Annotated in this window: 24 protein-coding genes and 1 riboswitch; of the genes, 16 read left to right on the forward strand and 8 right to left on the reverse strand. The window is 69.9% G+C overall.

From position 1 onward, the window contains the following. Positions 1-5: 5 nt before the first annotated feature. The gene (proP, locus tag IEY79_RS09565; protein WP_189106941.1) at positions 6-1,514 is read right to left on the reverse strand and encodes a glycine betaine/L-proline transporter ProP; all 1,509 of its coding nucleotides are present in this window, start codon (positions 1,512-1,514) and stop codon (positions 6-8) included. Positions 1,515-1,640: 126 nt separating this feature from the next. Next, positions 1,641-2,108, reverse strand: coding sequence for a thioredoxin-dependent thiol peroxidase (gene bcp, locus IEY79_RS09570; protein ID WP_189106942.1), 468 nt, complete (start codon positions 2,106-2,108; stop codon positions 1,641-1,643). A gap of 140 nt (positions 2,109-2,248) precedes the next feature. Between bcp and IEY79_RS09575 the strand changes: the two genes are divergently transcribed. From IEY79_RS09575 to IEY79_RS09585, 3 genes are all read left to right on the forward strand, one after another. Beyond that, a complete protein-coding gene (locus tag IEY79_RS09575) occupies positions 2,249-2,587 on the forward strand; it encodes a DUF3618 domain-containing protein (protein WP_229700772.1) in 339 nt (112 codons plus the stop codon). Between the two features lie 166 nt (positions 2,588-2,753). Further along, complete coding sequence (locus IEY79_RS09580) at positions 2,754-3,056, forward strand: GroES family chaperonin (protein WP_189107154.1); 303 nt, start codon at positions 2,754-2,756, stop codon at positions 3,054-3,056. 48 nt (positions 3,057-3,104) lie between these two features. Beyond that, positions 3,105-3,175, forward strand: a riboswitch (guanidine-III (ykkC-III) riboswitch). Positions 3,176-3,207: 32 nt separating this feature from the next. Further along, entirely contained in the window at positions 3,208-3,528 is a 321-nt protein-coding gene (locus IEY79_RS09585; RefSeq protein WP_189106943.1) for a DMT family transporter, read from the forward strand. Positions 3,529-3,812: 284 nt separating this feature from the next. Here the strand turns inward: IEY79_RS09585 and IEY79_RS09590 are convergent, their stop codons facing one another. Then, complete coding sequence (locus IEY79_RS09590) at positions 3,813-6,260, reverse strand: transglycosylase domain-containing protein (protein ID WP_189106944.1); 2,448 nt, start codon at positions 6,258-6,260, stop codon at positions 3,813-3,815. 222 nt (positions 6,261-6,482) lie between these two features. Here IEY79_RS09590 and IEY79_RS09595 point away from each other — a divergent pair, with 222 nt between their 5' ends. From IEY79_RS09595 to IEY79_RS09610, 4 genes are read left to right on the forward strand one after another with little or no spacing between them, the layout of a single operon-like run. Continuing rightward, positions 6,483-7,283 (forward strand): ABC transporter permease, encoded by an 801-nt coding sequence (locus IEY79_RS09595; protein WP_189106945.1) that lies wholly within the window; start codon positions 6,483-6,485, stop codon positions 7,281-7,283. Positions 7,284-7,287: 4 nt separating this feature from the next. Next, positions 7,288-8,160: an ABC transporter permease gene (locus IEY79_RS09600; protein ID WP_189107155.1), complete on the forward strand. Its 873-nt coding sequence runs from the start codon at positions 7,288-7,290 to the stop codon at positions 8,158-8,160. 25 nt (positions 8,161-8,185) lie between these two features. Then, entirely contained in the window at positions 8,186-9,202 is a 1,017-nt protein-coding gene (locus tag IEY79_RS09605; protein WP_229700773.1) for an ABC transporter ATP-binding protein, read from the forward strand. 31 nt (positions 9,203-9,233) lie between these two features. Further along, a complete protein-coding gene (locus tag IEY79_RS09610; protein ID WP_189106946.1) occupies positions 9,234-9,929 on the forward strand; it encodes a DUF1707 SHOCT-like domain-containing protein in 696 nt (231 codons plus the stop codon). 45 nt (positions 9,930-9,974) lie between these two features. Here IEY79_RS09610 and IEY79_RS09615 read toward each other — a convergent pair whose 3' ends face one another. Continuing rightward, the gene (locus tag IEY79_RS09615; protein ID WP_189106947.1) at positions 9,975-11,309 is read right to left on the reverse strand and encodes an SGNH/GDSL hydrolase family protein; all 1,335 of its coding nucleotides are present in this window, start codon (positions 11,307-11,309) and stop codon (positions 9,975-9,977) included. Between the two features lie 187 nt (positions 11,310-11,496). On the opposite strand from IEY79_RS09615, the gene IEY79_RS09620 reads away from it, so the two are divergent. From IEY79_RS09620 to IEY79_RS09645, 6 genes are all read left to right on the forward strand, one after another. Further along, entirely contained in the window at positions 11,497-13,038 is a 1,542-nt protein-coding gene (locus IEY79_RS09620; RefSeq protein ID WP_373292503.1) for a DUF445 domain-containing protein, read from the forward strand. A gap of 210 nt (positions 13,039-13,248) precedes the next feature. Next, positions 13,249-13,821, forward strand: a complete 573-nt coding sequence (locus tag IEY79_RS09625) for a dihydrofolate reductase family protein (protein ID WP_189106948.1) — start codon at positions 13,249-13,251, stop codon at positions 13,819-13,821. Between the two features lie 138 nt (positions 13,822-13,959). After that, positions 13,960-14,778 (forward strand): alpha/beta fold hydrolase, encoded by an 819-nt coding sequence (locus IEY79_RS09630; RefSeq protein ID WP_189106949.1) that lies wholly within the window; start codon positions 13,960-13,962, stop codon positions 14,776-14,778. Positions 14,779-14,921: 143 nt separating this feature from the next. After that, positions 14,922-15,644 (forward strand): hypothetical protein, encoded by a 723-nt coding sequence (locus IEY79_RS09635; RefSeq protein ID WP_189106950.1) that lies wholly within the window; start codon positions 14,922-14,924, stop codon positions 15,642-15,644. Positions 15,645-15,949: 305 nt separating this feature from the next. Continuing rightward, complete coding sequence (locus IEY79_RS09640; protein ID WP_189106951.1) at positions 15,950-16,930, forward strand: hypothetical protein; 981 nt, start codon at positions 15,950-15,952, stop codon at positions 16,928-16,930. A 49-nt stretch (positions 16,931-16,979) separates the two neighbouring features. After that, complete coding sequence (locus tag IEY79_RS09645) at positions 16,980-17,465, forward strand: hypothetical protein (RefSeq protein ID WP_189106952.1); 486 nt, start codon at positions 16,980-16,982, stop codon at positions 17,463-17,465. Between the two features lie 5 nt (positions 17,466-17,470). Here IEY79_RS09645 and IEY79_RS09650 read toward each other — a convergent pair whose 3' ends face one another. Together IEY79_RS09650 and IEY79_RS09655 are read right to left on the reverse strand one after the other, a co-directional pair. Then, positions 17,471-17,671, reverse strand: coding sequence for a DUF397 domain-containing protein (locus tag IEY79_RS09650; RefSeq protein WP_189106953.1), 201 nt, complete (start codon positions 17,669-17,671; stop codon positions 17,471-17,473). After that, positions 17,668-18,516 (reverse strand): helix-turn-helix domain-containing protein, encoded by an 849-nt coding sequence (locus tag IEY79_RS09655; protein WP_189106954.1) that lies wholly within the window; start codon positions 18,514-18,516, stop codon positions 17,668-17,670. Before IEY79_RS09655 ends, IEY79_RS09650 begins: the two co-directional genes overlap by 4 nt. 201 nt (positions 18,517-18,717) lie before the next feature. On the opposite strand from IEY79_RS09655, the gene IEY79_RS09660 reads away from it, so the two are divergent. Both IEY79_RS09660 and IEY79_RS09665 read left to right on the forward strand, forming a co-directional pair. Beyond that, positions 18,718-19,398: an ATP-binding protein gene (locus IEY79_RS09660; protein WP_189106955.1), complete on the forward strand. Its 681-nt coding sequence runs from the start codon at positions 18,718-18,720 to the stop codon at positions 19,396-19,398. A 126-nt stretch (positions 19,399-19,524) separates the two neighbouring features. Beyond that, on the forward strand, positions 19,525-20,640 hold the full coding sequence (locus IEY79_RS09665; protein ID WP_189106956.1) for an MrcB family domain-containing protein: 1,116 nt from the start codon (positions 19,525-19,527) through the stop codon (positions 20,638-20,640). Positions 20,641-20,730: 90 nt separating this feature from the next. Here IEY79_RS09665 and IEY79_RS09670 read toward each other — a convergent pair whose 3' ends face one another. After that, positions 20,731-21,729, reverse strand: coding sequence for an SEC-C domain-containing protein (locus IEY79_RS09670; RefSeq protein ID WP_189106957.1), 999 nt, complete (start codon positions 21,727-21,729; stop codon positions 20,731-20,733). A gap of 74 nt (positions 21,730-21,803) precedes the next feature. After that, on the reverse strand, positions 21,804-23,174 hold the full coding sequence (locus tag IEY79_RS09675) for an MFS transporter (RefSeq protein WP_229700793.1): 1,371 nt from the start codon (positions 23,172-23,174) through the stop codon (positions 21,804-21,806). Here IEY79_RS09675 and IEY79_RS37295 point away from each other — a divergent pair. After that, positions 23,086-23,286: a hypothetical protein gene (locus IEY79_RS37295; RefSeq protein WP_229700798.1), complete on the forward strand. Its 201-nt coding sequence runs from the start codon at positions 23,086-23,088 to the stop codon at positions 23,284-23,286. The genes IEY79_RS09675 and IEY79_RS37295 overlap by 89 nt on opposite strands. Positions 23,287-23,310 lie beyond the last annotated feature (24 nt).

The following is a 23,310-nucleotide window of genomic DNA, read 5'->3' on the forward strand; positions in this document are numbered from 1 at the left end:
CCGCCTCAGGACGACCGTACGGAAGCCTGGGCCAGGGCCTGCTCCAGGACCAGTTCCGCCGCCTCCTCCTTCGTCTCCACCGACGGTGGCGATCCCTCCAGCGGCAGGCCCGCCGTCTCCGCCATGCAGGCCACCGCGCCCACGCCGACCAGGGCCGCGAACATCGCGTAGTACGCGGGCATCAGGTTGTCGCCGGTGAGGCTGATCAGCCCGGTGATCACGAACGGGGTCGTACCGCCGAACAGGGACGCGGAGAGGTTGTAGCCGACCGACAGGGAGCCGTAGCGGACGCTCGTGGGGAACAGCGCGGGCAGGGCCGCCGACATCGTGCCGAGGAGACAGACCAGGGAGAGCCCCAGCATCGCCATCCCCGCGACGATCGCGAGATAGCCGCCCTGCTGGATGAGGAGGAACGCCGGAAGGGAGAGGACGAAGAAGCCGAGCATGCCCGTCATCAGCAGCGGTTTGCGGCCGAACTGGTCGCTGAGGCGGCCCACTTGGGTGATGATCGCCATCAGGGCGACCATCACGCCGAGCAGGGTGAGCAGGCCGTGGGTGTCGCTGTAGTGGAGCTGGTCGGAGAGGTACGTCGGCATGTAGGACAGCAGCATGTAGTCCGTGACGTTGTACGCGCCGACGAGGCAGACGCAGAGGATCAGCCTCGGCCAGTGGTCGTGGAAGATCCTGCGGAGGTCGGACGCGGTGCTGGTCTCGACCAGATCGGCGGCCTCGGTCGCCTGGACCGTGTCCTGCTCCATCTTCGTGAACGCGGGGGTCTCGTCCAGTCTCAGCCGCAGATAGAGGCCGATGAGCCCGAGCGGCGCGGCGACGAGGAACGGTACGCGCCAGCCCCACGCCACCATCCCGGAGGAGCCGAGCACGGCGGTGAGCCCGGTGACGAGCCCGGCCGCGCCGATGTAGCCGCCGAGGGTGCCGAATTCGAGGAAGCTGCCGAAGAAGCCGCGCCGTTTGTCGGGGGCGTACTCGGCGATGAAGGTCGAAGCGCCGCCGTACTCACCGCCGGTGGAGAAGCCCTGGACCAGCCGGAAGAGGATCAGCAGAACGGGGGACCAGAAGCCGATCGACGCGTACGACGGGATCAGCCCGATCGCGCCGGTGCCGATCGCCATCATGATCATGGTCATGGCCAGGACCTTCTTGCGGCCGATGCGGTCACCCAAAGGGCCGAAGAACATGCCGCCGAGTGGCCGTACGAGGAAGGCCACCGCGAAGGTCGCGAAGGTCGCGAGCAGTTCGACCGTGGCATTGCCGGAGGGGAAGAAGACATGGCCGATGGTGACGGCGAGATAGCTGTAGATGCCGAAGTCGAACCACTCCATGGCATTGCCCAGCGAGGCCGCCTTCACCGCCCGTTTGACGGCCGCCTCGTCGGTGACGGTGATGTCCGACCTGCGCAGCGGGGGGTTCTTACGGCGCTGGAGCGCGCGGAAGAGCCTCCGGTGGCGTCGGACCGCCGGGGAGTCGGCAGCCTGGTCGCGCTCGGGTGCCGTCATCGGCCGGTTTCCTTTCCTCGGGGACGTCAGTCCTCAGGGAAAGCCTCCGCGCCGCTGTGACGGCCGCAAGCCGGAGCCACGGAACGGGCGGCTCCGGCTCGCGCTCCGCGCGGGTGTCCCGGACCCTCAGATGCCGAGATCCTTGATGATCTTCGCGACATGGCCGGTGGCGCGGACGTTGTACAGCGCGCGCTCGACCTTGCCCCCCTCGTCGACGATGACCGTCGAGCGGATGACACCCGTCACCGTTTTGCCGTAGAGCTTCTTCTCGCCGAAGGCGCCGTACGCCGTGAGGACGGACTTGTCGGTGTCGCCGACCAGGGTGACCCTCAGGTTCTCCTTTTCGCGGAACTTGGCGAGCTTCTCCGGCTTGTCGGGCGAGACGCCGATGACGTCGTAGCCGGCGCCCGCCAGCAGGTCGAGGTTGTCGGTGAAGTCGCAGGCCTGCTTGGTGCATCCGGGGGTGAGCGCGGCCGGGTAGAAGTAGACGATGACCTTGCGCCCCTTGTGGTCGGCGAGCGAGACGTCGTTGCCGTCGCCGTCGGGCAGGGTGAAGGCGGGGGCGGTGTCGCCGGGCTCAAGTCGGTCGCTCATGGTTCTCCTCGGTACGGGGGCGGGCAGGGGCGCCCAGGTGTATCGGCCCGAGCGTAGTAGGGGCGCCGCGGGGTGCGAGAGCGGTCTAGCTGACAGACTGTCGGGGAAGACGAAGGATCGAAGGACCATTCAAACCGGACATGACGACGGAGGCAGCGGTGTCGGATGCCAGGACCCCTGCGCAGATCGAGGCGGACATCGTCCGCAGGCGCGACCAGCTTGCCGAGACGCTCGACGAGATCGGGGTGCGGGTGCACCCGCAGACGATCGTGGGCGACGCGAAGGCGCGGATGGTCTCCCGGGTGGACCAGACCGCGGGCAAGGCGTATGTCGCGGTGAATCGCACGGTGGCGGGTATGAAGGACAGGTTCGTCTCGGACGACGGCGCGCCGCGGCTGGAGCGGCTCGTCCCGGTGGCGCTGGTCGTCGTCGGTGTGGTCGGGCTGCTCGCGGTGTCGGCGCGCCGCCGCCGGGGCTGAGGACGGGGCCGGCGGACCGGGCCAGCGGGACGGGCCTGATCGACGGGGCGGACGGGCCGGACCAACGGGACCACCCCTCCGGCGTACGGCGCGGCCTCGGGCGGGTAAATTCGTGGGCGTGAGCGACAATTCCCACGACACCTCCCATGACAAGCTGCCCATCCGGATGCTGCACGACCGGGTGCTGGTCAGGACCGACATCCCTGAGGGCGAGCGGCGTTCGTCCGGCGGCATCGTCATCCCGGCGACCGCGGCCGTCGGGCGGCGCCTCGCCTGGGCCGAGGTGGTCGCCGTCGGGCAGAGCGTGCGGACGGTGGAGCCCGCCGACCGGGTGCTGTACGACCCCGAGGACCGTGCCGAGGTCGAGGTCCGGGGCGTGGCCTACGTACTGATGCGGGAACGCGACCTGCACGCGGTGGCGGCCGACCGGTTCGAGGGGTCGGAAGACTCCACGGGGCTCTATCTCTAGTACCGCCTTACGGAAGGGCCCGGTGACGACCGTCACCGGGCCCTTCCGGCGTCTCTTTGCTAGGTTTGAGGGACCCCGACGAGACGCGCCGTACCGGGTCAAGCGAAAGACGACGCACCCCCTTGTACGCGTTTCGCTCGGAGGTGCTGTCATGGCCTGGGTCCTGCTCGTTGTCGCCGGTCTGCTCGAAGTCGGCTGGTCGATCGGGATGAAGTACACCGGAGGATTCACCCGGCTGTGGCCGAGTCTCTTCACCGGTGCGGGAATCGTCGCCAGCATGCTGCTGCTCTCGCAGGCCGCCAAGACGCTGCCGATCGGCACCGCGTACGGCGTGTGGGTCGGGATCGGCGCGGCCGGCGCGGCCGTTGTCGGCATGGTGGCCCTCGGCGAACCGACGACCGCCGCCCGGATCTTCTTCGTCTGTCTGCTGCTGGTGGCCGTGGTGGGCCTGAAAGCGACGTCCGGGCACTAGGGCGTGTCCGCAAAGTAGCGCCGTCCGCCCGCAGGGCGGGGCCCGGGGCGTCTGGTGCGGTGCATCGCAAGGCGGAGAATCGGCCTCGTACCGGGCGTACTCGGCCGACTTCGACAACGCGGCGAGGCGCCGTACCAGACGCCCCGGGCCAGGCGGGACTTTGCGGACACGCCCTAGGGGGTGTCCGCGAAGTCCCGCCTGGCCCCCGCCCGCCGCGGGGCGGACGGCGCTACTTCGCGGACCCCGTCCCAGGCCCCTGAGGCCCGGGGCGCCCGGCGTCGGGGTTACTCCTGGGGGCGTGAGGAGCGGGCTGTGCCGTTGCCCGTGCCTCCGTCCGGCGCGCCGCCCCCGCTGTCTCCTCGGCCGCCTCCGATGAGCCCGTCGGTCAGGCCGTTCGTCTGACCCTGGCTCTGGCCCTGCGACCCGCCGTCGCCCTGGCCGCCGTCAGTACCGCCTCCTCCGCCGTCCGGCTGGCCCGAGGTCTGTCCTTGCGCCTGCCCCTGCGACTGGCCCCGGCCGCCGCCGGTGTCGGCGCCCTCGCTCTGGCCCTGCGCCGCGCCCGCGCTCTGTCCCCCCGTCCGGCCCGGCGTGTCGGGCTGGTCCGAGGAGCCGGGGCTCTCCGACTGCCCCGGTGACTCCGACACTTCGGGCGAGCCGGACTCGTCGTCCGGCGGGACGATCTCGTCCACGCCGTCCTCCAGGGTCAGTTCGAAGTCGGTGACGTCCGTGCCCTCCAGCGCCGCCGCCGTGAACTGGCCCCAGATCTGCGCGGGCGGCCCGCCCCCGTTGACCCGCGCCAGGCCGAGCGCGCCGTACAGCGGCCTCTGGCGCGCCGTTTCGGGGTCCGCGCCCATGATCGCGACGACGGTCGCCAGGTCGGGCGTGTAGCCGGCGAACCAGGCCGCCTTGTCGTCCTCGGCCGTACCGGTCTTGCCTGCCGCCGGGCGGTTGGCGGACTGGGCCGCCGTTCCCGTGCCGCCCTCCACGACGCTCTGGAGGATCGCCGTCGTGGTGTCGGCCGCCTGGCGGCTGACGGCCTGGGCGGGCCGCTGGCGCGGCAGTTCGACGGTCCTACCGTCCTTGGTGATCCTCGTGACCATCGTGTACGTGCCGTGCCGGCCGTGGTTGGCGAGTGTCGCGTACGCCTCCGTCATGTCGAGCACGCTCGCCGTGGCCGGACCGAGCGCGATGGACGGTGACGCGGTGAGGTCGGGGGTGTCCTCGGGGATGCCGAGGCGGACCGCGGTGTCCCGGACCCGGCCGGGGCCGACGTCCTGCGCCATCTGCGCGTACACGGCGTTGACGGACTTGTCGGTGGCCTCGCTGACGCTGACGGGGCCGTACGAGACGTCGTCCTCGTTGGCCGGGTCGTACCCCGTGGACCCGTTCGGCCCCTCCACCATCCGCTTGTTGGTCCCGTCGTAGACCGTGTGGGGGGTGATCTGTTCGCCGTCCTGGGTGTGCGAACCGTTCTCGACGGCGGCGGCGAACACGAACGGCTTGAAGGTGGAGCCGACCTGGTAGTCGCGGCGGGTGGCGTTGTTGACGTACTGCCGCGTGTAGTCGATGCCGCCGTACATGGCCACGACCTCGCCGGTGGCGGGGTCGATGGAGGCGCCGCCGACGCGTACGTTGCGGTCGGCCGCGCGCTTGGCGTCGACCTTCGACGTCACCTGCTCGTCGACCGCGTCGACCAGCGCCTTCTGAGTCGGCCGTCGGAGCGTGGTGGTGATGCGGTAACCGCCGGAGGCGAGGGTGCTGTCGTCCAGGATCTTGTTCTTGGTGAGGTAGTCCTCGACCGCCTGCACGATGTAGCCGCGCTGCCCCGACAGGCCGGTGGACGGCTTGGCCTTGCCGGGCAGCGGGAAGACCATGGCGTCGCGGTCGGCGGGGGAGAGCCACTTCTCCTTGACCATGCCGTCGAGGACGTAGTTCCAACGGCCCTCCGCCTGCGGTGTGTTCTCCGGGTGCAGCGCGACGTCGTACGCGCTGGGCGCGTTGAGCAGCGCGGCCAGGAAGGCGCCCTCCGCGGTGTCGATGTCCTGGACGTCCTTGCTGTAGTAGGCCTGGGCGGCGGCCTGGATGCCGTACGCGTTGCGCCCGAAGTAGCTGGTGTTGAGGTAGCCCTCCAGGATCTGCGCCTTGCTCTCCTCGCGGTTGAGCTTGATGGCGATGAAGAACTCCTTGCCCTTGCGGACGACGGTCTGTTCCTGCGCGAGGTAGTAGTTCTTGACGTACTGCTGGGTGATCGTGGAACCGCCCTGGGTGCCCTTGCCGGTGGCGGTGTTCCAGGCGGCGCGGACCATGCCCTGCGGGTCGATGGCCGGTTCGTTGTAGAAGTCCCGGTCCTCGGCGGCCAGTACGGCGCGGCGGACGCTCTTCGGGATGTGGGAGAGCGGCACGTTCTCGCGGTTGACCTCGCCGTCGCGCGCGAGCTGGCTGCCGTCCTCGTACAGATACACGTTGGACTGGGCGACGGCGGCGACGTTGGCGGCCGGGATCTGGACGAGCGTGTAACCGGCGATGAACCCGCCGATGAGCACGAGCGCGCCGAACAGGAACGCCCCGAGCAGCATCCGCCAGGTGGGGAAGATCCGACGCCAGCCGGAGCGCCTTCGGCGGGCCTTGCGGGCGGCGCGTCCGCCGCCGCCTTTCCCGCCGCCGCGCCTCGTGCCGAGGCCGTGTTCGGTCGGGTCGCGCGGGGGCCAGCCCTGCTGCTGCGCGTCGCTCATGTGTGCGGAGGCTCCTCGGCCGGGTCGAATCGGGAGTTACGGGCTATCCGGGTGATTCGTGTGCGACACCATGAAACACGGTCGAACCGGTACCGGGGCCGCCGACCGGATAACCGCTCGCGGTGGCTGACCCCCTTGGGCTAGGGTCGTGCGCTTTGGTGCCGTACAGCGGAAACGGCGCGGGGAGACCACACGTAACGGGACCGAGGGGGGAGTGCTGACGTGCGTCTGTACGCGGTCGTCGCGGCGGGCGGGTTCCGTCGCTACGCGACGTACCGGACCGCCACGGCCGCGGGGGTGTTCACCAACACCGTCTTCGGTTTCATCGTGGCCTACACCTACACGGCACTCTGGGAGCAGCGGCCCCAGCTCGGCGGGTACGACCTGTCGCAGGCCGTCACCTACGTCTGGCTCGGCCAGTCGCTGCTGATGACCTGCGCCATGATGGGCGGCGGCTTCGAGGACGAGTTGATGGACCGCATCCGCACCGGCGATGTCGCGATCGACCTCTACCGGCCGGCCGATCTCCAACTGTGGTGGCTGGCAAGCGACTTGGGGCGCGCCGCGTTCCATCTGCTGGGGCGCGGGATCGTCCCGATGGCGCTCGGCGGTCTCGTCTTCGACCTGACACTGCCCGGAAATCCGCTGGTCTGGCTCGCGTTCCTGTTCTCCGTCTTCCTGGGGGTCCTGGTCAGCTTCGCCGTGCGCTTCCTGGTGGCCCTGTCGGCCTTCTGGCTGCTGGACGGCGCGGGCGTCGGCCAGATCACCTTCCTGGCGGGGATGTTCTTCTCCGGGATGCTGCTGCCGCTGACGCTCTTCCCCGGGCTGCTGGGGGAGGTGGCGAGGGTGCTGCCGTGGTCGTCGCTGCTCCAGGTCCCGGCGGACGTCTTCCTGGGCCGGCACACCGGGTGGGGGCTGGTGGGGGCGTTCGCGTTCCAGGCCGGGTGGGCGCTGGCGCTGCTGGCGCTCGGGCGGCTGCTCCAGTCCGTGGCGACGCGACGGGTGGTGGTGCAGGGTGGCTGACGGGCTGTCGGAAGGTGTGTCCGAACGGGTGCCGAAGGGGGTGCCGCCCGAGGGGGAGTGGTCGCGCCCGCCTCTGTGGGAGGGGCTGCGCGCGTACGGCCTGATCATCGCCATGTGGATCCGGTCGACGATGGCCTACCGCGCGTCGTTCGCCATGACGGCCTTCGGGAACTTCGCGGCGACCGCGTTCGACTTCGTCGCGATCCTGCTGATGTTCTCGCACGTCGACCGGCTGGGCGGCTACTCGCTGCCCGAGGTCGCTTTCCTGTACGGCGCCGCGGGCGCCGCCTTCGGCCTCGCCGACCTGACCTTCGGGTCGATGGACAGGCTGGGCCGCCGGGTCAGGGACGGCACCCTGGACACCCTGCTGGTGCGCCCGGCGCCGGTGCTCGCCCAGGTCGCGGGCGACCGGTTCGCGCTGCGCAGGCTCGGCCGGATCACCCAGGGCCTGCTGGTGCTCGGATACGCGCTGGTGACGCTCGACATCGCGTGGACGCCCCTGAAGGTGGCCATGCTCCCGATGATGATCCTCAGCGGGGCGGCGATCTTCGCGTCGGTGTTCGTGGCGGGCGGGGCGTTCCAGTTCTGGGCGCTGGACGCCGCGGAGGTGCAGAACTCCTTCACGTACGGCGGGACCACGCTGCTCCAGTACCCGCCCACGGTCTTCGCGAAGGACCTGGTGCGCGGGGTGACGTTCGTGGTGCCGCTCGCCTTCGTCAACTGGATCCCCGCGCTGTACGTGATGGACCGTGAGGATCCGCTGGGGCTGCCGGACTGGGCCGCGTTCCTGCCGCCGGTGGTCGCGGTCGGGTGCTGCGCGCTGGCGGGGCTGGCGTGGCGGGTGGGGCTGCGCGCGTACCGCAGCACGGGAAGTTAGCGCCACGACTGGAGAGGAACGCGCAATGGATTCGGACGGCTCCGGCTTCATCGAACTGGACGGCATCGAGAAGGTCTTCGACGTACGACGGAAGGCGGGCCTGCTGCGCCGCGAGCGGCATCAGGTGCGCGCGGTCGACGGCATCAGCTTCAGCGTGGCCCGCGGCGAGATGGTCGGCTACATCGGCCCCAACGGCGCGGGCAAGTCCACCACCATCAAGATGCTCACCGGCATCCTGACCCCGAGCGCGGGCCGGCTGCGGGTCGCCGGGATCGACCCGTCGCGGGAGCGTACGAGGCTGGCGCGCCGTATCGGCGTGGTGTTCGGCCAGCGCACGACCCTGTGGTGGGACCTGCCGCTGATCGACTCGTACCGGCTGGTGCACCGTATGTACCGCATCCCGGACAAGCGGTACCGGGAGAATCTGGAGCGCTGCGTCGAACTGCTCGAACTGGGCGAGCTGTTGGACGTTCCCGTACGGCAGCTCTCGCTCGGCCAGCGGATGCGCGGCGACATCGCGGCGGCGCTGCTCCACGACCCCGAGGTGCTGTACCTCGACGAGCCGACGATCGGCCTGGACGTGATCTCCAAGGCCAGGGTCCGTGAGTTCCTGCGGGATCTGAACGCGCAGAGCCGTACGACGGTCCTGCTGACCACGCACGACCTCACGGACATCGAGCAGCTCTGCGCGCGGGTCATGGTCATCGACCACGGCCGGCTCGTGTACGACGGGGCGCTCGCCGGGCTGCACGAGGTGGGCGAGAGCGAGCGGACCCTGGTGGTCGACCTCGAACGCGAACTGCCGCCGGTCGAACTGCCGGGGGCACGGGTGGTGAAGGTGGAGGGGCCGCGGCAGTGGCTCGCCTTCCCGGCCGCGGCGTCGGCGGCGCCACTGGTGGCACGGATCGCGGCGGAGTATCCGCTGATGGACCTGTCCGTGCGGGAACCTGACATCGAGTCGGTCATCGCGAAGATGCTCTCCCGGAGGAAGGTGCCGGATCCGGCGGTGAGCGAGGAGGTCGCTGAGCGCTCCGCGCTGTGACGTCCGCCTCACCTATGACTAGGCTGACAACATGACGAGTGAACTTCCTGAGATGCGCGCCTCGGACTCCGAGCGCGAGCGCGTTGCCGAACTGCTGCGCGATGCCCTGTCCGAAGGGCGCATCGACATGGACGAGTTCGACACTCGCCTGGACGCGACGTACAAGGCTCGTACGCGCGGTGAACTCCAGCCGCTGGTCGCGGACTTGCCCGCGGCGGGCTCGACCGCCGACCTGTCGCCCGCCGGTAGCTCCGACACCGTCGAGGGCGCCGGCCGGTTCGCGACGTGGATCGGACGGGGACGCGCGACGTCCCGGGCCGCCCTCTCCTTCTGGGGAGGGTTCAACCGCAAGGGCACGTGGACGGTGGGCCGGCGGTTCCACGCCTTCACGATGATGGGCGGCGGCCAGATCGACCTGCGTGAGGCGCGGTTCGAGGAGCGGGAGGCGACCATCCGCTGCTTCGCGCTGATGGGCGGCATCCACGTCGTCGTCCCGCCGGACATGGACGTGACGGTGCGCGGCTTCAGTCTGATGGGCGGTTTCGGGGAGAGCGGGGAGAGCACGGAGATGAGCCCCGGATCGCCGCGGGTGATCATCACGGGGTTCGCGCTGATGGGCGGCGTGGGCGTGGAGCGCAAGATGAGATCGGTGGAGAAGCGCCGTCTCAAGGAGGAGCGCAAGAAGGCGGAGCTGGAGAAGGACAGACTCCGCAAGGAACTCGACTGATCCCCTTTTTGGTCCCTGTGGTGTCAGGGAGCGGCCGCCGGGCGCTCAGAGCCGCGCGGGCTCCCTGCCCACCAGGTCCTCGATGTCCACGAAGCGCCCCATGGCCGCGTAGCCGTGGTCGCTCGGGTGCAGACCGTCGCCCGAGTCGTAGTCGGGCCGCAGCCGGTCGGGGGCGTACGGATCGCGCAGCAGCCGGTCGAAGTCGACGGTCCTGTCGAAGACGTCGCCCGACCTGATGGCCTCGTTGACCCGGTCGCGTACGGCTTCCAGCCGGTCGGTGTGGCGCGGGTTGCCGCCGAAGGGCGTGAGCGTCGAGCCGACGACCCGCAGGCCCCAGCCGTGCGCCTGCCGCGTGAGGGTCTTCAGACCGGCGGTGATCCGGTCCGGGTCGGTCTCGTTCGGCCGGCGGATGATGTCGTTGATGCCCAGCTCGACGAAGACGACCTCGGCCCCCGCCTGCCCCAGGACGTCCCGCCCGAAGCGGGAGAGGGCGCTCGGCCCCTTCCCGGCGCCGAGGCTCGGGCGCAGGAGGCGGTTGCCGCTGATGCCCGCGTTGAGTACGCCCAGACCGCTGCCGCGCACCCGGTCCGCCAGCGTGTCGGTCCAGCGGTGGTCGGAGTCGTACGAGGAGCCGATGCCGTCCGTGATCGAGTCACCGATCACGACGACCGAGCCGCGCGCCCGCCGGTTGAGCACGTCGACGGCGGTGAGGTAGCGCCAGACCGGGGCGCGCCCGGTGTACGCGGCGCCGCTGAGGTCCCGCGTACGGTCGCCGACGGCCGTGTACGAGGTCCGCAGGGCACGCGGGTGGTAGGTGACGGGGCCGCCGGGCGCGGGCGTGTAGACCGTCACCAGGAGGTCGGTGTCGGGAGCCACCCGCAGCCGTACGGGATCGCTGACGACGCGTCCGCCCGGCGGGACGACGACGGACCTCTTCTTGCCGAAGGTGACGAGGCGCATGGTGCCGGGCGCGGCGCTCGGGTGTTCCTGCCGGCCGTCGTCCGCGACGGCGACCGAGGCGTGGCCGATGAGCAGGGCCTCACGGCTGAAGAGGTTGGAGAGCGTGATGCGGGCGGCCGTGCCGCCGATGCTGGTGTGGACGACGTTACGGATGGAACGCCCCACGTGGCCGTGCGGTACGCCGGGCTCGACCCCCGCCGGCGCGGCGGCCCAGGTCCCGGTCCAGGCGTCGGCGGACGCGGGCGCCGCGGGCGCGCGGGCGCCCGCCCCACGTCCGGACGCCGCGGCCAGGTCACCGCGGCCCTCGTCGGAGCCCTCGTCTCCGCCCAGTGCGCCGACCCCGGCGAATATCGTGGCGCACACCAGTGCCACGACCGTCATAAGGCCCGCGAGCAGGACGAATGCCCGTTGTCTGTTCATGTCCCCCGTGACTCCCTCACCTACGTACAAAGGACATCATCCGGCATGGCGCGGGAACTCGGGATGCGCCCCGGGAGTACCAGAGGTAGGGACAATGCGTACAGATGGGTGAGGGGTCCGTCTGGCGGGCCGGTTCTGGGTACGGGACGGTAGGTCTCGGCGGTACGTACGCGGATGGGTGGAGTGAATGGAACGACGCGATCCGGCTGATCCGGACAGTACGACGGGGTCCGGGGCCGGCGACGGGGCGACGGGCGCGGGTCCGGTGCGCGGGGAGCCCGGGACGCCCGTGGCCGGTCCGGCGGGCGGGTCGGCGGGCGGGTCGGCGGCAGCCATCACGGCCGGTCCGGAGGGCTCGGGCGGGGGCATGGCCGCCGGGGCTGGGGCGAGTGTGGACGCGGGGGCGGGTTCCTCCGCCCTGGGCGCCGGCCCCGGCTCGGGCCCCGGCAAGCGCTCGCCGTTCTCCCCGCTCGGCTTCACCGCCGCCGACGAGGAGAAGCGGCGCGGCGTCCGCCGTATGAAGGCCACCGCGACCAGCCTGCTGCTCTTCGTCGCGGTCATCTACGTCCTCGCCACCTGGGCGGGGAATTCGGGCGTCACGGGCTGGCCCGGTTATGTAGCGGCGGCGGCCGAGGCCGGCATGGTGGGCGCGCTCGCGGACTGGTTCGCCGTCACGGCCCTTTTCCGCCACCCGCTCGGCCTGCCGATCCCGCACACCGCGATCATCCCGAACAAGAAGGACCAACTCGGCGCCTCGCTCGGCTCGTTCGTGGGGGAGAACTTCCTCTCCGGCGACGTCGTACGGACCCGGCTGCGCGGACTCGGCCTCGGCGGCAGGCTCGGCGCCTGGCTGGCCGAGCCCGCCCATGCCGACCGCGTCACCGCCGAGCTGGCCACGGCCCTGCGCGGCGCGCTGACCGTCCTGCGGGACGGCGACGTCCAGGCGGTCGTGGGCGAGGCGATTACCCGCCGCGCGGACGCCGCGGAGATCGCCCCCGGCATAGGGAAGACGCTGGAACGTGTGGTCGAGGACGGCGCCCACCACCGCGCCGTCGACCTGATCTGTGTCCGCGCGCACGACTGGCTGGTCGAGCACGGCGATTCGGTGATGGACGCGGTGCAGGGCGGCGCGCCCGGCTGGACGCCGCGCTTCGTCGACCGCAGGATCGGCGACCGCGTCTACAAGGAACTGCTGCGCTTCGTCACGGAGATGCGTGACATGCCGAGCCACCCGGCGCGCGGCGCGATCGACCGCTTCCTCAAGGACTTCGCCTCCGACCTCCAGTCGGACACCGAGACGCGGGCACGCGTCGAGCGCCTCAAGTCGGAGCTGCTGGCCCGCCCGGAGGTGCAGGACATCATCGCGTCGGCGTGGTCCTCCGTACGCGCGATGATCATCGCCGCCGCCGAGGACGACCGCAGCGAACTGCGCCTGCGCGCCCGCGCCTCCCTCCTCTCGCTCGGCGCCCGCCTGGCGACGGACGAGAGGCTCCAGCGGAAGCTGGAGGGCTGGGTGGAGGACGCGGCGGACTACGTCGTGACGACGTACCGGGGCGAGATCACCTCACTGATCTCCGACACGGTCGCGAGCTGGGACGGCAAGCACACGTCGAAGAAGATCGAGGCGCACATCGGCCGTGACCTGCAGTTCATCCGCATCAACGGCACGGTGGTGGGTGCGCTGGCGGGCCTGCTGATCTACACGATCTCGCACGCGCTGGGCGGCTAGGCCGTGTCTTCGAAGTCCCGTCTGGCCCGCGGGCGGACGGCGCTACTTTGAAGACACGACCTAGGGTCCTAAGGTCCGGGGAAGGCCGCCGGGTCGCGCGGGCGGGGGCGCGCGGGCGGGGGCGCGCGGATTCCGCCCCGACCGATGAGTTTCGCCGCGCTGCCCGGTCAGACAGATACAACACCGCACCACACACCCAGGAGACCTTCGATGCGCACACTGATCACCACCGCCTTCGTCTCGCTCGACGGCGTCGTGGAGGCCCCGGGCGGCGAGCCGGGCTACCGGAACTCGGGCTGGACCTTCAAGGACGTGGAGTTCCTCCCCGAGGCATACGAGATCAAGGGCCGCGAGCAGCAGGAAGCCGGGGCCATGCTGCTGGGCAGAACCAGTTACGAGGCGTTCAGCCCGGTCTGGCCCGGCATGGAGGAGTTCGCCGAGTACAAGGTGATGCCGAAGTACGTGGTCTCCTCCACCCTCACCGACGACAAGCTCGTCCCGGACTGGGGCCCGACGGCGATTCTGCGGTCGCTGGACGAGGTCGCCGAGCTGAAGAAGACCGAGGGCGGCCCGATCATCGTCCACGGCAGTGCCACCCTGAACCGGAACCTCTCGGACGCCGGCCTGATCGACCGGTACCACCTGCTGGTCTTCCCGCTCCTTCTCGGCGCGGGCAAGCGGCTGTTCAGCGACACGGACAAGGACGCGCAGAAGCTGCGGCTGGTCGAGCACGAGACGTACGCCAACGGTCTGCAGAAGAACGTCTTCGACGTCGTCCACTGACGACGGCCCCAGCTGTCCCAGGCTGGGTGTGCGCACCGGACCGCCCGGTACACACACCCAGCAACCAAGGGGGAGTGCTCTCAAGTACGTATCCCAGTAGGAAGGCGTTCAGCGCCGTCCGGAGAAAGGGCGAACGGTATGCCAGGTCGTACGACGCTCACGACGGACGACGGCGTACGGCTGGCCTGTACGGAGTACGCCCCCTCAGAGGAGGGGGACGCCGTCCCCGTCCTGCTGCTGCACGGCCTCGCGGGCCATACGGCGGAGTGGGACGTACTGGCGGGGCTGCTCGGCCCCGGCCACCGCCCGGTCGGCTACGACGCGCGCGGCCACGGCATGAGCGACCGTCTTCCCAAGGACGTCTCGCGCGCGGCGCACGTACGCGACGTCGTAGCCGTCATCGAGCAACTGGCCCTGCCCAGGCCCGTTCTGGTCGGCCAGTCCCTCGGCGGTCTCACGGCCCTGCTGACCGCCGCCGCGCACCCCGAGCTCGTCCGCGCCCTGGTGCTGGTGGAGGCCGGCCCGAGGGGCCCGGCTCCCGAACTGCCGGGCAAGATCGGGACCTGGCTGGACTCCTGGCCGGTCCCGTTCGAGTCGCCCGACGCGGCGGCGCGCTTCTTCGGCGGCGGCCCGGCGGGCCGGGCCTGGGCGGCGGGCCTGGACGTACGCCCCGACGGTCTGTATCCGCGCGTGGACCGGGACGTGATGGTGGACTGCGTGGCGGAGAGCGCGGTCCGCTCGTTCTGGCGGGAATGGGACCAGGTGCGCTGCCCCACCCTGGTGGTGCGCGGCGATTCGGGCGCCATGCCGGCGTCGGAGGCCGAGGAGATGCGCGCACGCCACCCGGCGGGTACACGGGTCGAGGTCGTACCGGGAGCGGGCCACGACGTACACCTGGACAGACCGGCGGAACTGCACGCACTGATCGAACGATTCCTGCGCCTGCCGCCCGCCTAGGACTCGCTGCCCTCCGGGCTGTCCAGCCCCTGCTCGTACGCGTACGTGCCCAACTCCCCTGCTTCTGCTTCACTGCCCGAGCTCGGGAAACACTGGTGCGCACGAGGCGCTGCTGGCGGGACAATCTCCGCATGGTCACAGATATGGAGATCGCAGAGTTCAACAGGCTGGCGGTGCCGGGGCTGGAAGCTCTGACCAAGCTGCTGGCCGACGGCGCTGCCGACCACGCTCCCGCCCCCGAGAACTGCCGCCCCTTTCTGGTCGGCTGGGGGTTGGTGGCCGCCCTGGGCCGGCAGGCCGCCGCCGTGGTCGCTCTGCACAGCGAGGGACTTGGCCACGAAGCCGCGCCCAACCGACGCCTGATGGTCGAGTACGTCGCTCACCTCCAATGGCTCGTCCGGGATGGTGAGGACGCCGTCGACTCCATGAACAGGGCGCACCAGTTCAAGCACACCGGTCTCCGTAGGACGGCCGACGATCACGGGTACCAGTACGACACAGAGGCCGCCGACGCCGTACGCGACGCGGTGATCCCGAGCAACCCGGCCAATCAGTACTCGCAGATGAACGCTCTCGCCAAGAGTCTTGGCGGCGGGCTTTTCGAGTCGTACATCGGGGAAACCCAGCTCTCGCACGCCACCCTCACGGCCGCCAAATGCTTCTACCGGGAGTCGGACGAAGCCATTGAGCTGTCCCTCATTCCGGCATACGGCATCACGGGCGATCCGATGGAGGCGTCGCCGTTCATGGCTTTCTACCTCCTCTTCTTCGGCATGATCGCGTTCAACAACCTGATGATCGACTCGCCGTGGACTGACGGCCTGAAGGTCATCGGTGAAGCGGCCGGTCTCCCCGGAGCGATCTGACGCGCTCGACGCGTTTCCGCAGCCGGCCACGGCTTCCATCACACGATGCGCGGAGAGCCGTCCGTCCCACGTCCACTCTCGGGGTTCGACCGGCAATTACCCGAGTTCGCGTTCGTGTTGGAGCGCCTGCGCCTGAGCGAAGCTCCGTCTGGAACGGCTGGCGACGGACCTGGATGACCACTTCACGTACGAGAGGAGCATCTGCTCCCGGTGCTGAACTGGCACTGAACGCAGCTCACACCACACAAGACAACAAGATTTCGCGATTTCAGCTACGCAGAGTCACGGGCGGGCAGAACTCGTCCATGCCGACACCCACGACAGCGAACACCGCGGCGATCGACCGCCTGGCCCGCACCCAGCTGCGGCTGGCGACCTCCGGCCAACTGCGCGCCACCGGCCTGGCCACCAGCACGACAGCACGCCGCTGCGCACCGGGCGGCCCCTGGCAACGGCTGCTGCCGGGGGTCGTCCTGATACAGACAGGCAAGCCGGACAGCTGGCAACAACTACTGGCGGCGGTCCTGTTCGCGGCCAGAGGCGCCTCCGCGATGTCGGGCCACACCGCCGTACTCACGGGCGAGGCGGTCCTCGCCATCTACGGCGTACGCGGCGCCCGCACCGACCGTGCCGACGTCCTGGTCGGCCCGGGCCGCCGGCTCCGCGACCGCTCGTACGTCCGTCTCCACCCCACCCGCCGCTGGCCACCGACCCTGCGCGGCGAGGGCATCCCCTGTGTCCGCGCGGTCCGAGCCGCCTCCGACTTCGCCGCCCACGAGCCCTCACCCGACCGGGTCCGCGCACTCCTGGTGAGCACGGTCCAGCGGGGCCGCTGCCACCCGGACGACCTCCTCGCCGAACTCCACGCGTCCCACGCCCTGCGCAACCCCGCGGTCCGCGCGGTGCTGGACGACCTCCGCGTCGGCATCCGCTCCATCGCGGAGGGCGAAACCCGCGACGCGCTGCTCCGCGCCGACATCCCCGACCCCCTCTGGAACCCCACGCTCCACACCCCGTCGGGCACCTTCCTGGCCCGCCCGGACGCCTACTGGCCCTACGAGGGCGTCGCGCTGGAGGTCGACTCGGCGGAGTACCACCTGGGCATCACGGAGTACCGCGCCACCCTCCGCCGCCGCCTGCTCCTGGAATCCCACGGCGTGGGAGTGCTGAGCGTGACGCCCACCCTGGTCCGCGACCACCCGGAGGAACTGACCAGAGCGGTCCTCACCAAACTCCACCTCGCCACCACCCGCACCACCCGTCCCCGGGTGGTCCTCCGGGCGTGAAAGGCCGTCACGGATAAGCTCACCCGGATCGAGCCCGAGGGGGGCCCACATGCACATACGCCAAGGTCGCACCGCCACCGCACTGGTAGTACTGCTGGCTGCGACTCTGCTGTCCTGCTCCAGTTCCGAGGACCCACAGCGGGGTGACGGAGACACATCCTCCCCACCCCGCGCCGCGGCGGCGGACCCAACGACCGCCGAGCCGGCCCCTGACGCGTCAACCCCACCGGTCGAGCTGGTCCGCGACGCCTTCGCCACCCTCCAGGCCACGTTGAACGACGACTGCACGCCAGGCGCCTGCGACTACTTCCTCGGCCGCGTGCACGACGAACTATCGGGCCTCGACGCGGCCATGAAGGCGGACCCGAAGGGCCCGGGCCATTTCAAGGAACCCCTGGCGTGGACGTCCAAGCTCTGGAAGACCCTGGGCGACGACACATCCACCCCGAACCTGGAGAAGCACCGCACGGACCTCATAGGCACCCGCGACAAGATCAACGTCTGGATGCAGGACCACCCGGACGACTACAGCTGACGGACTCAGCCCAACTGTCGCTGACGCAGCGCGCCGACGAACGCACCCCACGCGGCGTGCCGCACAGCGATCCGAGGCCCGCTGGGCACCTTGGAGTCCCGCACGGCGGTCACACCGGACAGATCGGCGATCTCCACACACTCGCCGCCGGCTCCATTGCTGTAGCTGCTCTTTCGCCACTGGGGTTCGGTGGGGGACGGGGTCATGGCGAGTGTTCCTCCAAGGCTGCTCGGATCAGCGCGGCTGATTGCTGAGGGCTCAGAGCCAGAGCTCTGAGGTGGTCAAAGGCCTTTGTGTAGACGCTTACGTCTGCCGGGAGTTCGAGGTAGATGGAGTCGGTCAGTCCCTCTCGGTACACCACATCTGGATCCTCCTGCTCGGGAAAGCCGAGCACCGTGAAGGGACCGGTTGTCGGGTACGCCCCGGCGTCGTACGGCAGGACTTGAACTGTCACGTTCCGCCGCCGTCCGATATCCAGCATACGTTCGAGCTGCTCTGCCATCACCTGTCCGCTGCCAATCACGTGCATCAGCGCACTTTGGTGAACCACAGCCCAGAAGTCTGGAGCGTTGCTACCGGTCAGCAACTCTTGTCGGCGCATGCGTACATCGACGAGTCGAGGGATCTCGTCGTGGTCCTGCTCGGGCGTGACCCGGCTCAACTCCGTCGCGTACTCCGCTGTCTGCAACAGCCCCGGGATGAACTCGCCTTGGTAACTGCGCATGTCGGATGCCGCCTGCTCCAGGCCCACATACACCGAGAACCACGAGGGCACGGCATCGCCGTGCGCGTGCCACCACCCCTTGGTCTTGGACTCCTTGGCCAGCCCCTTCAGCAACTCGCGCAACTCGTCCGACGTGCCGTAGAAGCGGCACAGCGCGTCCACATCAGAGGGCTGCACCCGTCCCTGGCCCGTCTCCATCCGATTGACCTTGGAACCGCTCCAGTCCAGCTCTTTGCCGACTTGGTTGCAGGTCAACCCGCTGTCGTCGCGCAGCTTCCTGAGCTCGATCGCCAGGCGACGGCGTCGTGCGGTGGGTGATCCGGCCACTTCAACTCCTCAAGCGGTAAAGGGGGTTCCATCCCATAGGAAGCGAGCGCTCCCGCCAATCACTCGTTCGAGGTAATCCCATCGTGCACATTGCATCCAGGGATGCGCGCTGCCATTCTGTCACGACGAGTGACGCAACGTCACCGTTTGCTCAATCGAGTGCGACGGCATGAGTATCGCCCGGGTGAGAGGAGCAGGAGCATGGCCAGGTACCAGGAGAGTGGCTGCGTGCAACGCCGGCCGTGGGAGGTCCCGTTCACCGCGGAACCGCGCGTGGTCGCCCGAGTGCGCCGAGCAATCCGACTGCATCTCTCGCTCTGGGGTCTGTCAGACCTTGAGGACGTGGCTCAGGTCTGCGTATCCGAGCTGGTGGCGAACGTGATCACCCACGTTGGCCCAGGAACCCCGGTCACCCTTGCGGTCTCCACGGACGGCGCCCACCTCCGTATTGAGCTGACGGACCCGGACGCGCGCACGATGCCCACCCTCCTCGCCCCCACGCCCGGCGCTGAGTCGGGGCGCGGCTTGATGATTCTCGATGCGATGGCCGACCGCTGGGGCGTCATCTCTCGACCTGACTCGAAGGTGGTGTGGTGCGAGTTGGCCACGGGGCCGGAGGCGTCGAGAGAACAACCGACGAATCCGCGCGTGGCGCAGGCCGAGATGACCATCGTCCGTCATCGCTCTCTTCAGTGCTCCTCGTCGGAAGAAGTGAGCCCACTGGCGACGGCAGTGGCGGAGACGGCGGCGATCGACCTGATCGCCGATGTCCTGCACTGGCTCCACGCCCACGGCTGCGACCCGGACGAAGCCCTTGATCGCGCTCAAACGCACTACGAGGCGGAGCTGGAAGGGGCCCGCCCTGGCAACGGCCATGTCTGAGGTCCAACGACGTTGCAGTTGGATCGAGTTACGGCTCAGGGGCTACCTCACGGTGGATAGGTGAGATTCGCGCGGCGGCCTTTGTGTTCTTGATTGAAGCCGAGTGCCCCTGACTATCCTCGACGCATGGGCATGTCAGGGTTGCTTCGTGAGATCGCGGCTACGTACGACGCCGACGCTAAGACGAAACGGGATGTAGTAGGTCAAATCGTTCTGCGTGGAGTTGGGGAGCGCACTGACTTGTCGCTGCCGCCCTCATTCTTCGCCAAGGGATACGGCGGACAGTCGAGTGCCGCTGCGACTCCTTGGATTGGTGTGTTCGACCCGGCGATTAACAGCAAGCCGGGGAAGGGGCTCTATCTCGCCTACATCTTCAGCGCCGACCTCAAGACCGTTTCGCTGACGTTGCAACAAGGCATTACGCATCTGGAGGACCGCCTCGGTAGGGGGCAAGCGCGGCAGGATCACCTTCGGCTTCAGGCGAAACGACTCCGTCGGGCGGTGGAGAGGCAGAGGCGAGCTGGCTGGATTGATGAACCCACGCTTCGGCATCACGCTGATCGGCCACGAGCTTATGAGGCCGCCAGTGTCATCGCACGTAGCTATGAGCTAGCAGAACTTCCGGATGATGCGGTCCTTGCCGACGATCTGGCGCACGCCGCAGAACTTCTTAGGCGGACCGCCATCGCGGAGGAGGCCTGGTATTTCAGTGACGGAGAAGGTGAGTTGGAGGTGAACTTCGCGCCAGACGGCCATGGTGCGTCCGCTGAGGATCCTCTCGCGGGTTTTCACCCGAAGGACAGCTCGGACTATGTCGCCAACATCGTCGCCCGGCAGCAAGTGAAGAAGCGCCACCATGAAGCGCTGATCGATTCTTTCGGCCATCACGTGGTCGCTCGGGGATACACGCCTACCACCCGCTTGATGCACCCTAAAGATCTTGTTCTTCATCGCACGTCAGAGGGGCGAACCCCCCAAGCGGAGTGGCTTGTAGAGGCCAAGGTCGTGCGTGCGGGGAACCCGACAGAGGCAGTTCGCCAAGTCGTCGGCCAACTATTCGAGTACAGTCATTTCCTCTATCGCGAGCGGCAGCTGAAAGAGCCCCATCTCATAGGGCTGTTCACCCAAGATATCGGCGTTTACTCCCGCTACCTGGAAAGCAAAGGGATCGCCTCTATATGGCGCTCGGGCGGCGGATGGGATGGGTCACAGTCTGCGGCGAGGTGGGGCATGACGGGATGACAAACGAATAGTTCAGCGGCCTGCGCCCTCCATCCCGAAAGGCTGCCGCGCCCAGTCAGGGATGGAGGGTGTCGGAAGCGAGACGTACGCCTAACCCACCCCGTGGCACTCCCTGTACGGCTCCCCCGAGCCGCACCAGCACGTGGCGTTGCGGGCCGGGGGCCAGGAGGTGGCGCGGCCGCGGGCTGCCAGGGTCGTGGCGTACTGGGGGAGCAGGTTCGGGTCCGACGGGGAAGTCGACTCCGAGGCCGCGAAGGCCTCGTAGGAGGGGACCGTGCCCGTCACGATGCCCAGGTTCGGGGTGCCCGTGGACGCCAGTTCGCGCAGGGAGGACTCCAGTTGGGCGAGGTGGGCCTCGCGGGAGGGGTACTCCGTGCGCAGGTCGGGGTAGGCCGTGAGGAGTTCGGTCAGCTCGGCCGCCGGCCAGTGCAGGACCGCCACCGGGAACGGGCGGGAGAGCGCCGAGCGGTACGAGCCCAGCTCGGCGCGCAGGCGGGCGATCTCGGCCTGGAGTTCGTCCGGGTTGTCGGAGCCGAGGGCCCAGAGGCGTTTGGGGTCGTGGAGTTCGTCGAGGGGGACCGACGTCTTGTTCACCTGGTCGCCGAGGGCGTCCCAGTCGTCGTGCTCCAGGCCCAGCAGCCGGCGCAGGCGGTGGCGGCCGAGGAGGAGGGAGCCGGCGGAGTACGGGACTTCCTCGCCGGGGGTCAGGAGCAGGTTCAGGGCCGTGGTGTAGGAGTCGTGGGCCGCTTCGAGTTCGTCGTGGGCCTCCAGCGTCTCCGCCACGATCTCCCACGGCGCCGGCTCCAGCGGTTCGGCGATGCGCAGGCCCTCGATGATCGCGCGGGCCTCGGCCTCGTGGCCGTACTCCCACAGGTTCGCGGCCTTCAACGCCTTCACCAGGTGGGGGTGGTCCGGGTCGCCGGCGAGGAGGTCGTCGTAGAGGCCGGTGGCGCGGTCGCGGGCGCCGGCCAGTTCCAGGTGGGCGGCGGCCTGGAGGAGCAGGGGCTCGCGATCCTCGGGGTACCGGGAGGCCGTGCGCAGCAGGCGCTCGGCTTCGGTGGTGTGGTCGGCAGGGATGTCGGGGCGCATGGTCCACACCGTACTGCTGTACGCCTGTCGGGGCGGAGGGTGTTCGGGCTACGGGGACGGGGCGTCACGCGCCGTCACCGTGAGGGACTGGGCCGTAGCGCCAGCATGATCGCCGCGCCCAGCACCGTCGCCCCCGCCGACACCACGATCGCCAGGTCCGTGCCCTGCTGAGGAGTGGACGCCGAGGTCGCCACCGCGATCATCAGCGCGACGCCGGCCGCCGAGCCGATGTAGCGGGCCGTGTTGTTCGCGCCCGAGCCCATCGCCGCGCGCTCCTGCGGGACGGATTCGACGGAGAGGCGGGGCAGCGCGGCGTTCAGCAGGCCGCTGCCCACGCCCGCGACGACGAGCCCCGGTACGAGCCGCCCCCACGACCCCGCGCCGACCGCGCCCAGCATCGACAGGGCGCCGGCCGCGTGCAGGAGGAAGCCCAGTGCGAGTTGGTGGCGTGCGGCCACGCGGTGCGCGATGCGGCGGGTCTGGAGGGCGACCAGGAAGGCCGTGCCCGACCAGAGCACGAACAGGCCCGCCGCGCCCATCGGGGAGATGCCGAGCGTGCGCTGGAGCAGCGCGGGGAGGTAGCTGAACAGCCCGATCACCGCGAGCCCGGTGAACAGTGCCCCCGACGTCGCCGCCTGGAACGGCCGCCGCCCCAGCAGCCCCAGATCGATCAGCGGGGCCCCGCCGCGCCGCTCCACGGCGGCGAAGACACCGGTGAGTACGGCGGCGGCCACCAGCAGCAGGACTACGGGCGTACGCAGCCACCCGTCGCGGCCCAGCGTCAGCGCGCCGACCAGCGAGGTCATGGCCAGCCCCAGGACGACTGCGCCCACCAGGTCGGGGCGCCCGCCGCGCGGTGCGCGGGACTCGGTGAGCGTACGGAAGGCGAGGACCGCGATGACGAGGGCGGCCGAGGCGAGTACGGCGTACGGCAGCTGCCAGCCGTACGAGCCGAGCCCGCCCGCGAGCAGCGGCCCCGTGGCGATCCCCGCGCTCACGAACGCGCCCCAGACGCCGGTGGCCCTGACGCGGGCGGACCCCGCCGGGAAGGCGTGTACGAGCAGGCCGAGGCTGCTGGCGATGATCGCGGCGCTGGAGGCGCCCTGTGCGATCCGGGCGAGCGTGAAGGTGAGGGTGGAGTCGGCCAGCGCGCCGAGTCCGGTCGTGAGCGCCAGGCCGAGCGTGCCCGCGAGGAAGAGTCCGCGCCGGCCGTAGTCGTCCGCGAGGCTGCCCGCGACGAGCAGAAGGGCCGCGAGGCCGAGCGGGGCGCCGTTGAGGAGCCAGGCCTGCGCCGATATCGCGGTGCCGAAGTCGGCGGCCAGGTCCGGCAGCGCGAGCATCGGGACCGTGTAGTTCATGAGCGCGACGGTCGTGGCCGCGCTCGTCACGGCGAGTGTGGCGCCGGGGCGGGGCCCGGAGCGGCCGGGCGCCGCGTCGCCGCCCACGCCGTCACGGGCCGAGGAGTCGGACGACGCGGTCGAGGACGTGGTCGAGGTGGCGGGACTCGCGGACGCGGGCGTCGGGGACATGGCGAGGCGGCCTTTCAAGGTTCGATGAGTGAACTCATGCTCGCGCAGACCG

It is taken from the genome of Streptomyces camponoticapitis, from assembly GCF_014646115.1.
In the GTDB taxonomy this organism is placed as follows: domain Bacteria; phylum Actinomycetota; class Actinomycetes; order Streptomycetales; family Streptomycetaceae; genus Streptomyces; species Streptomyces camponoticapitis.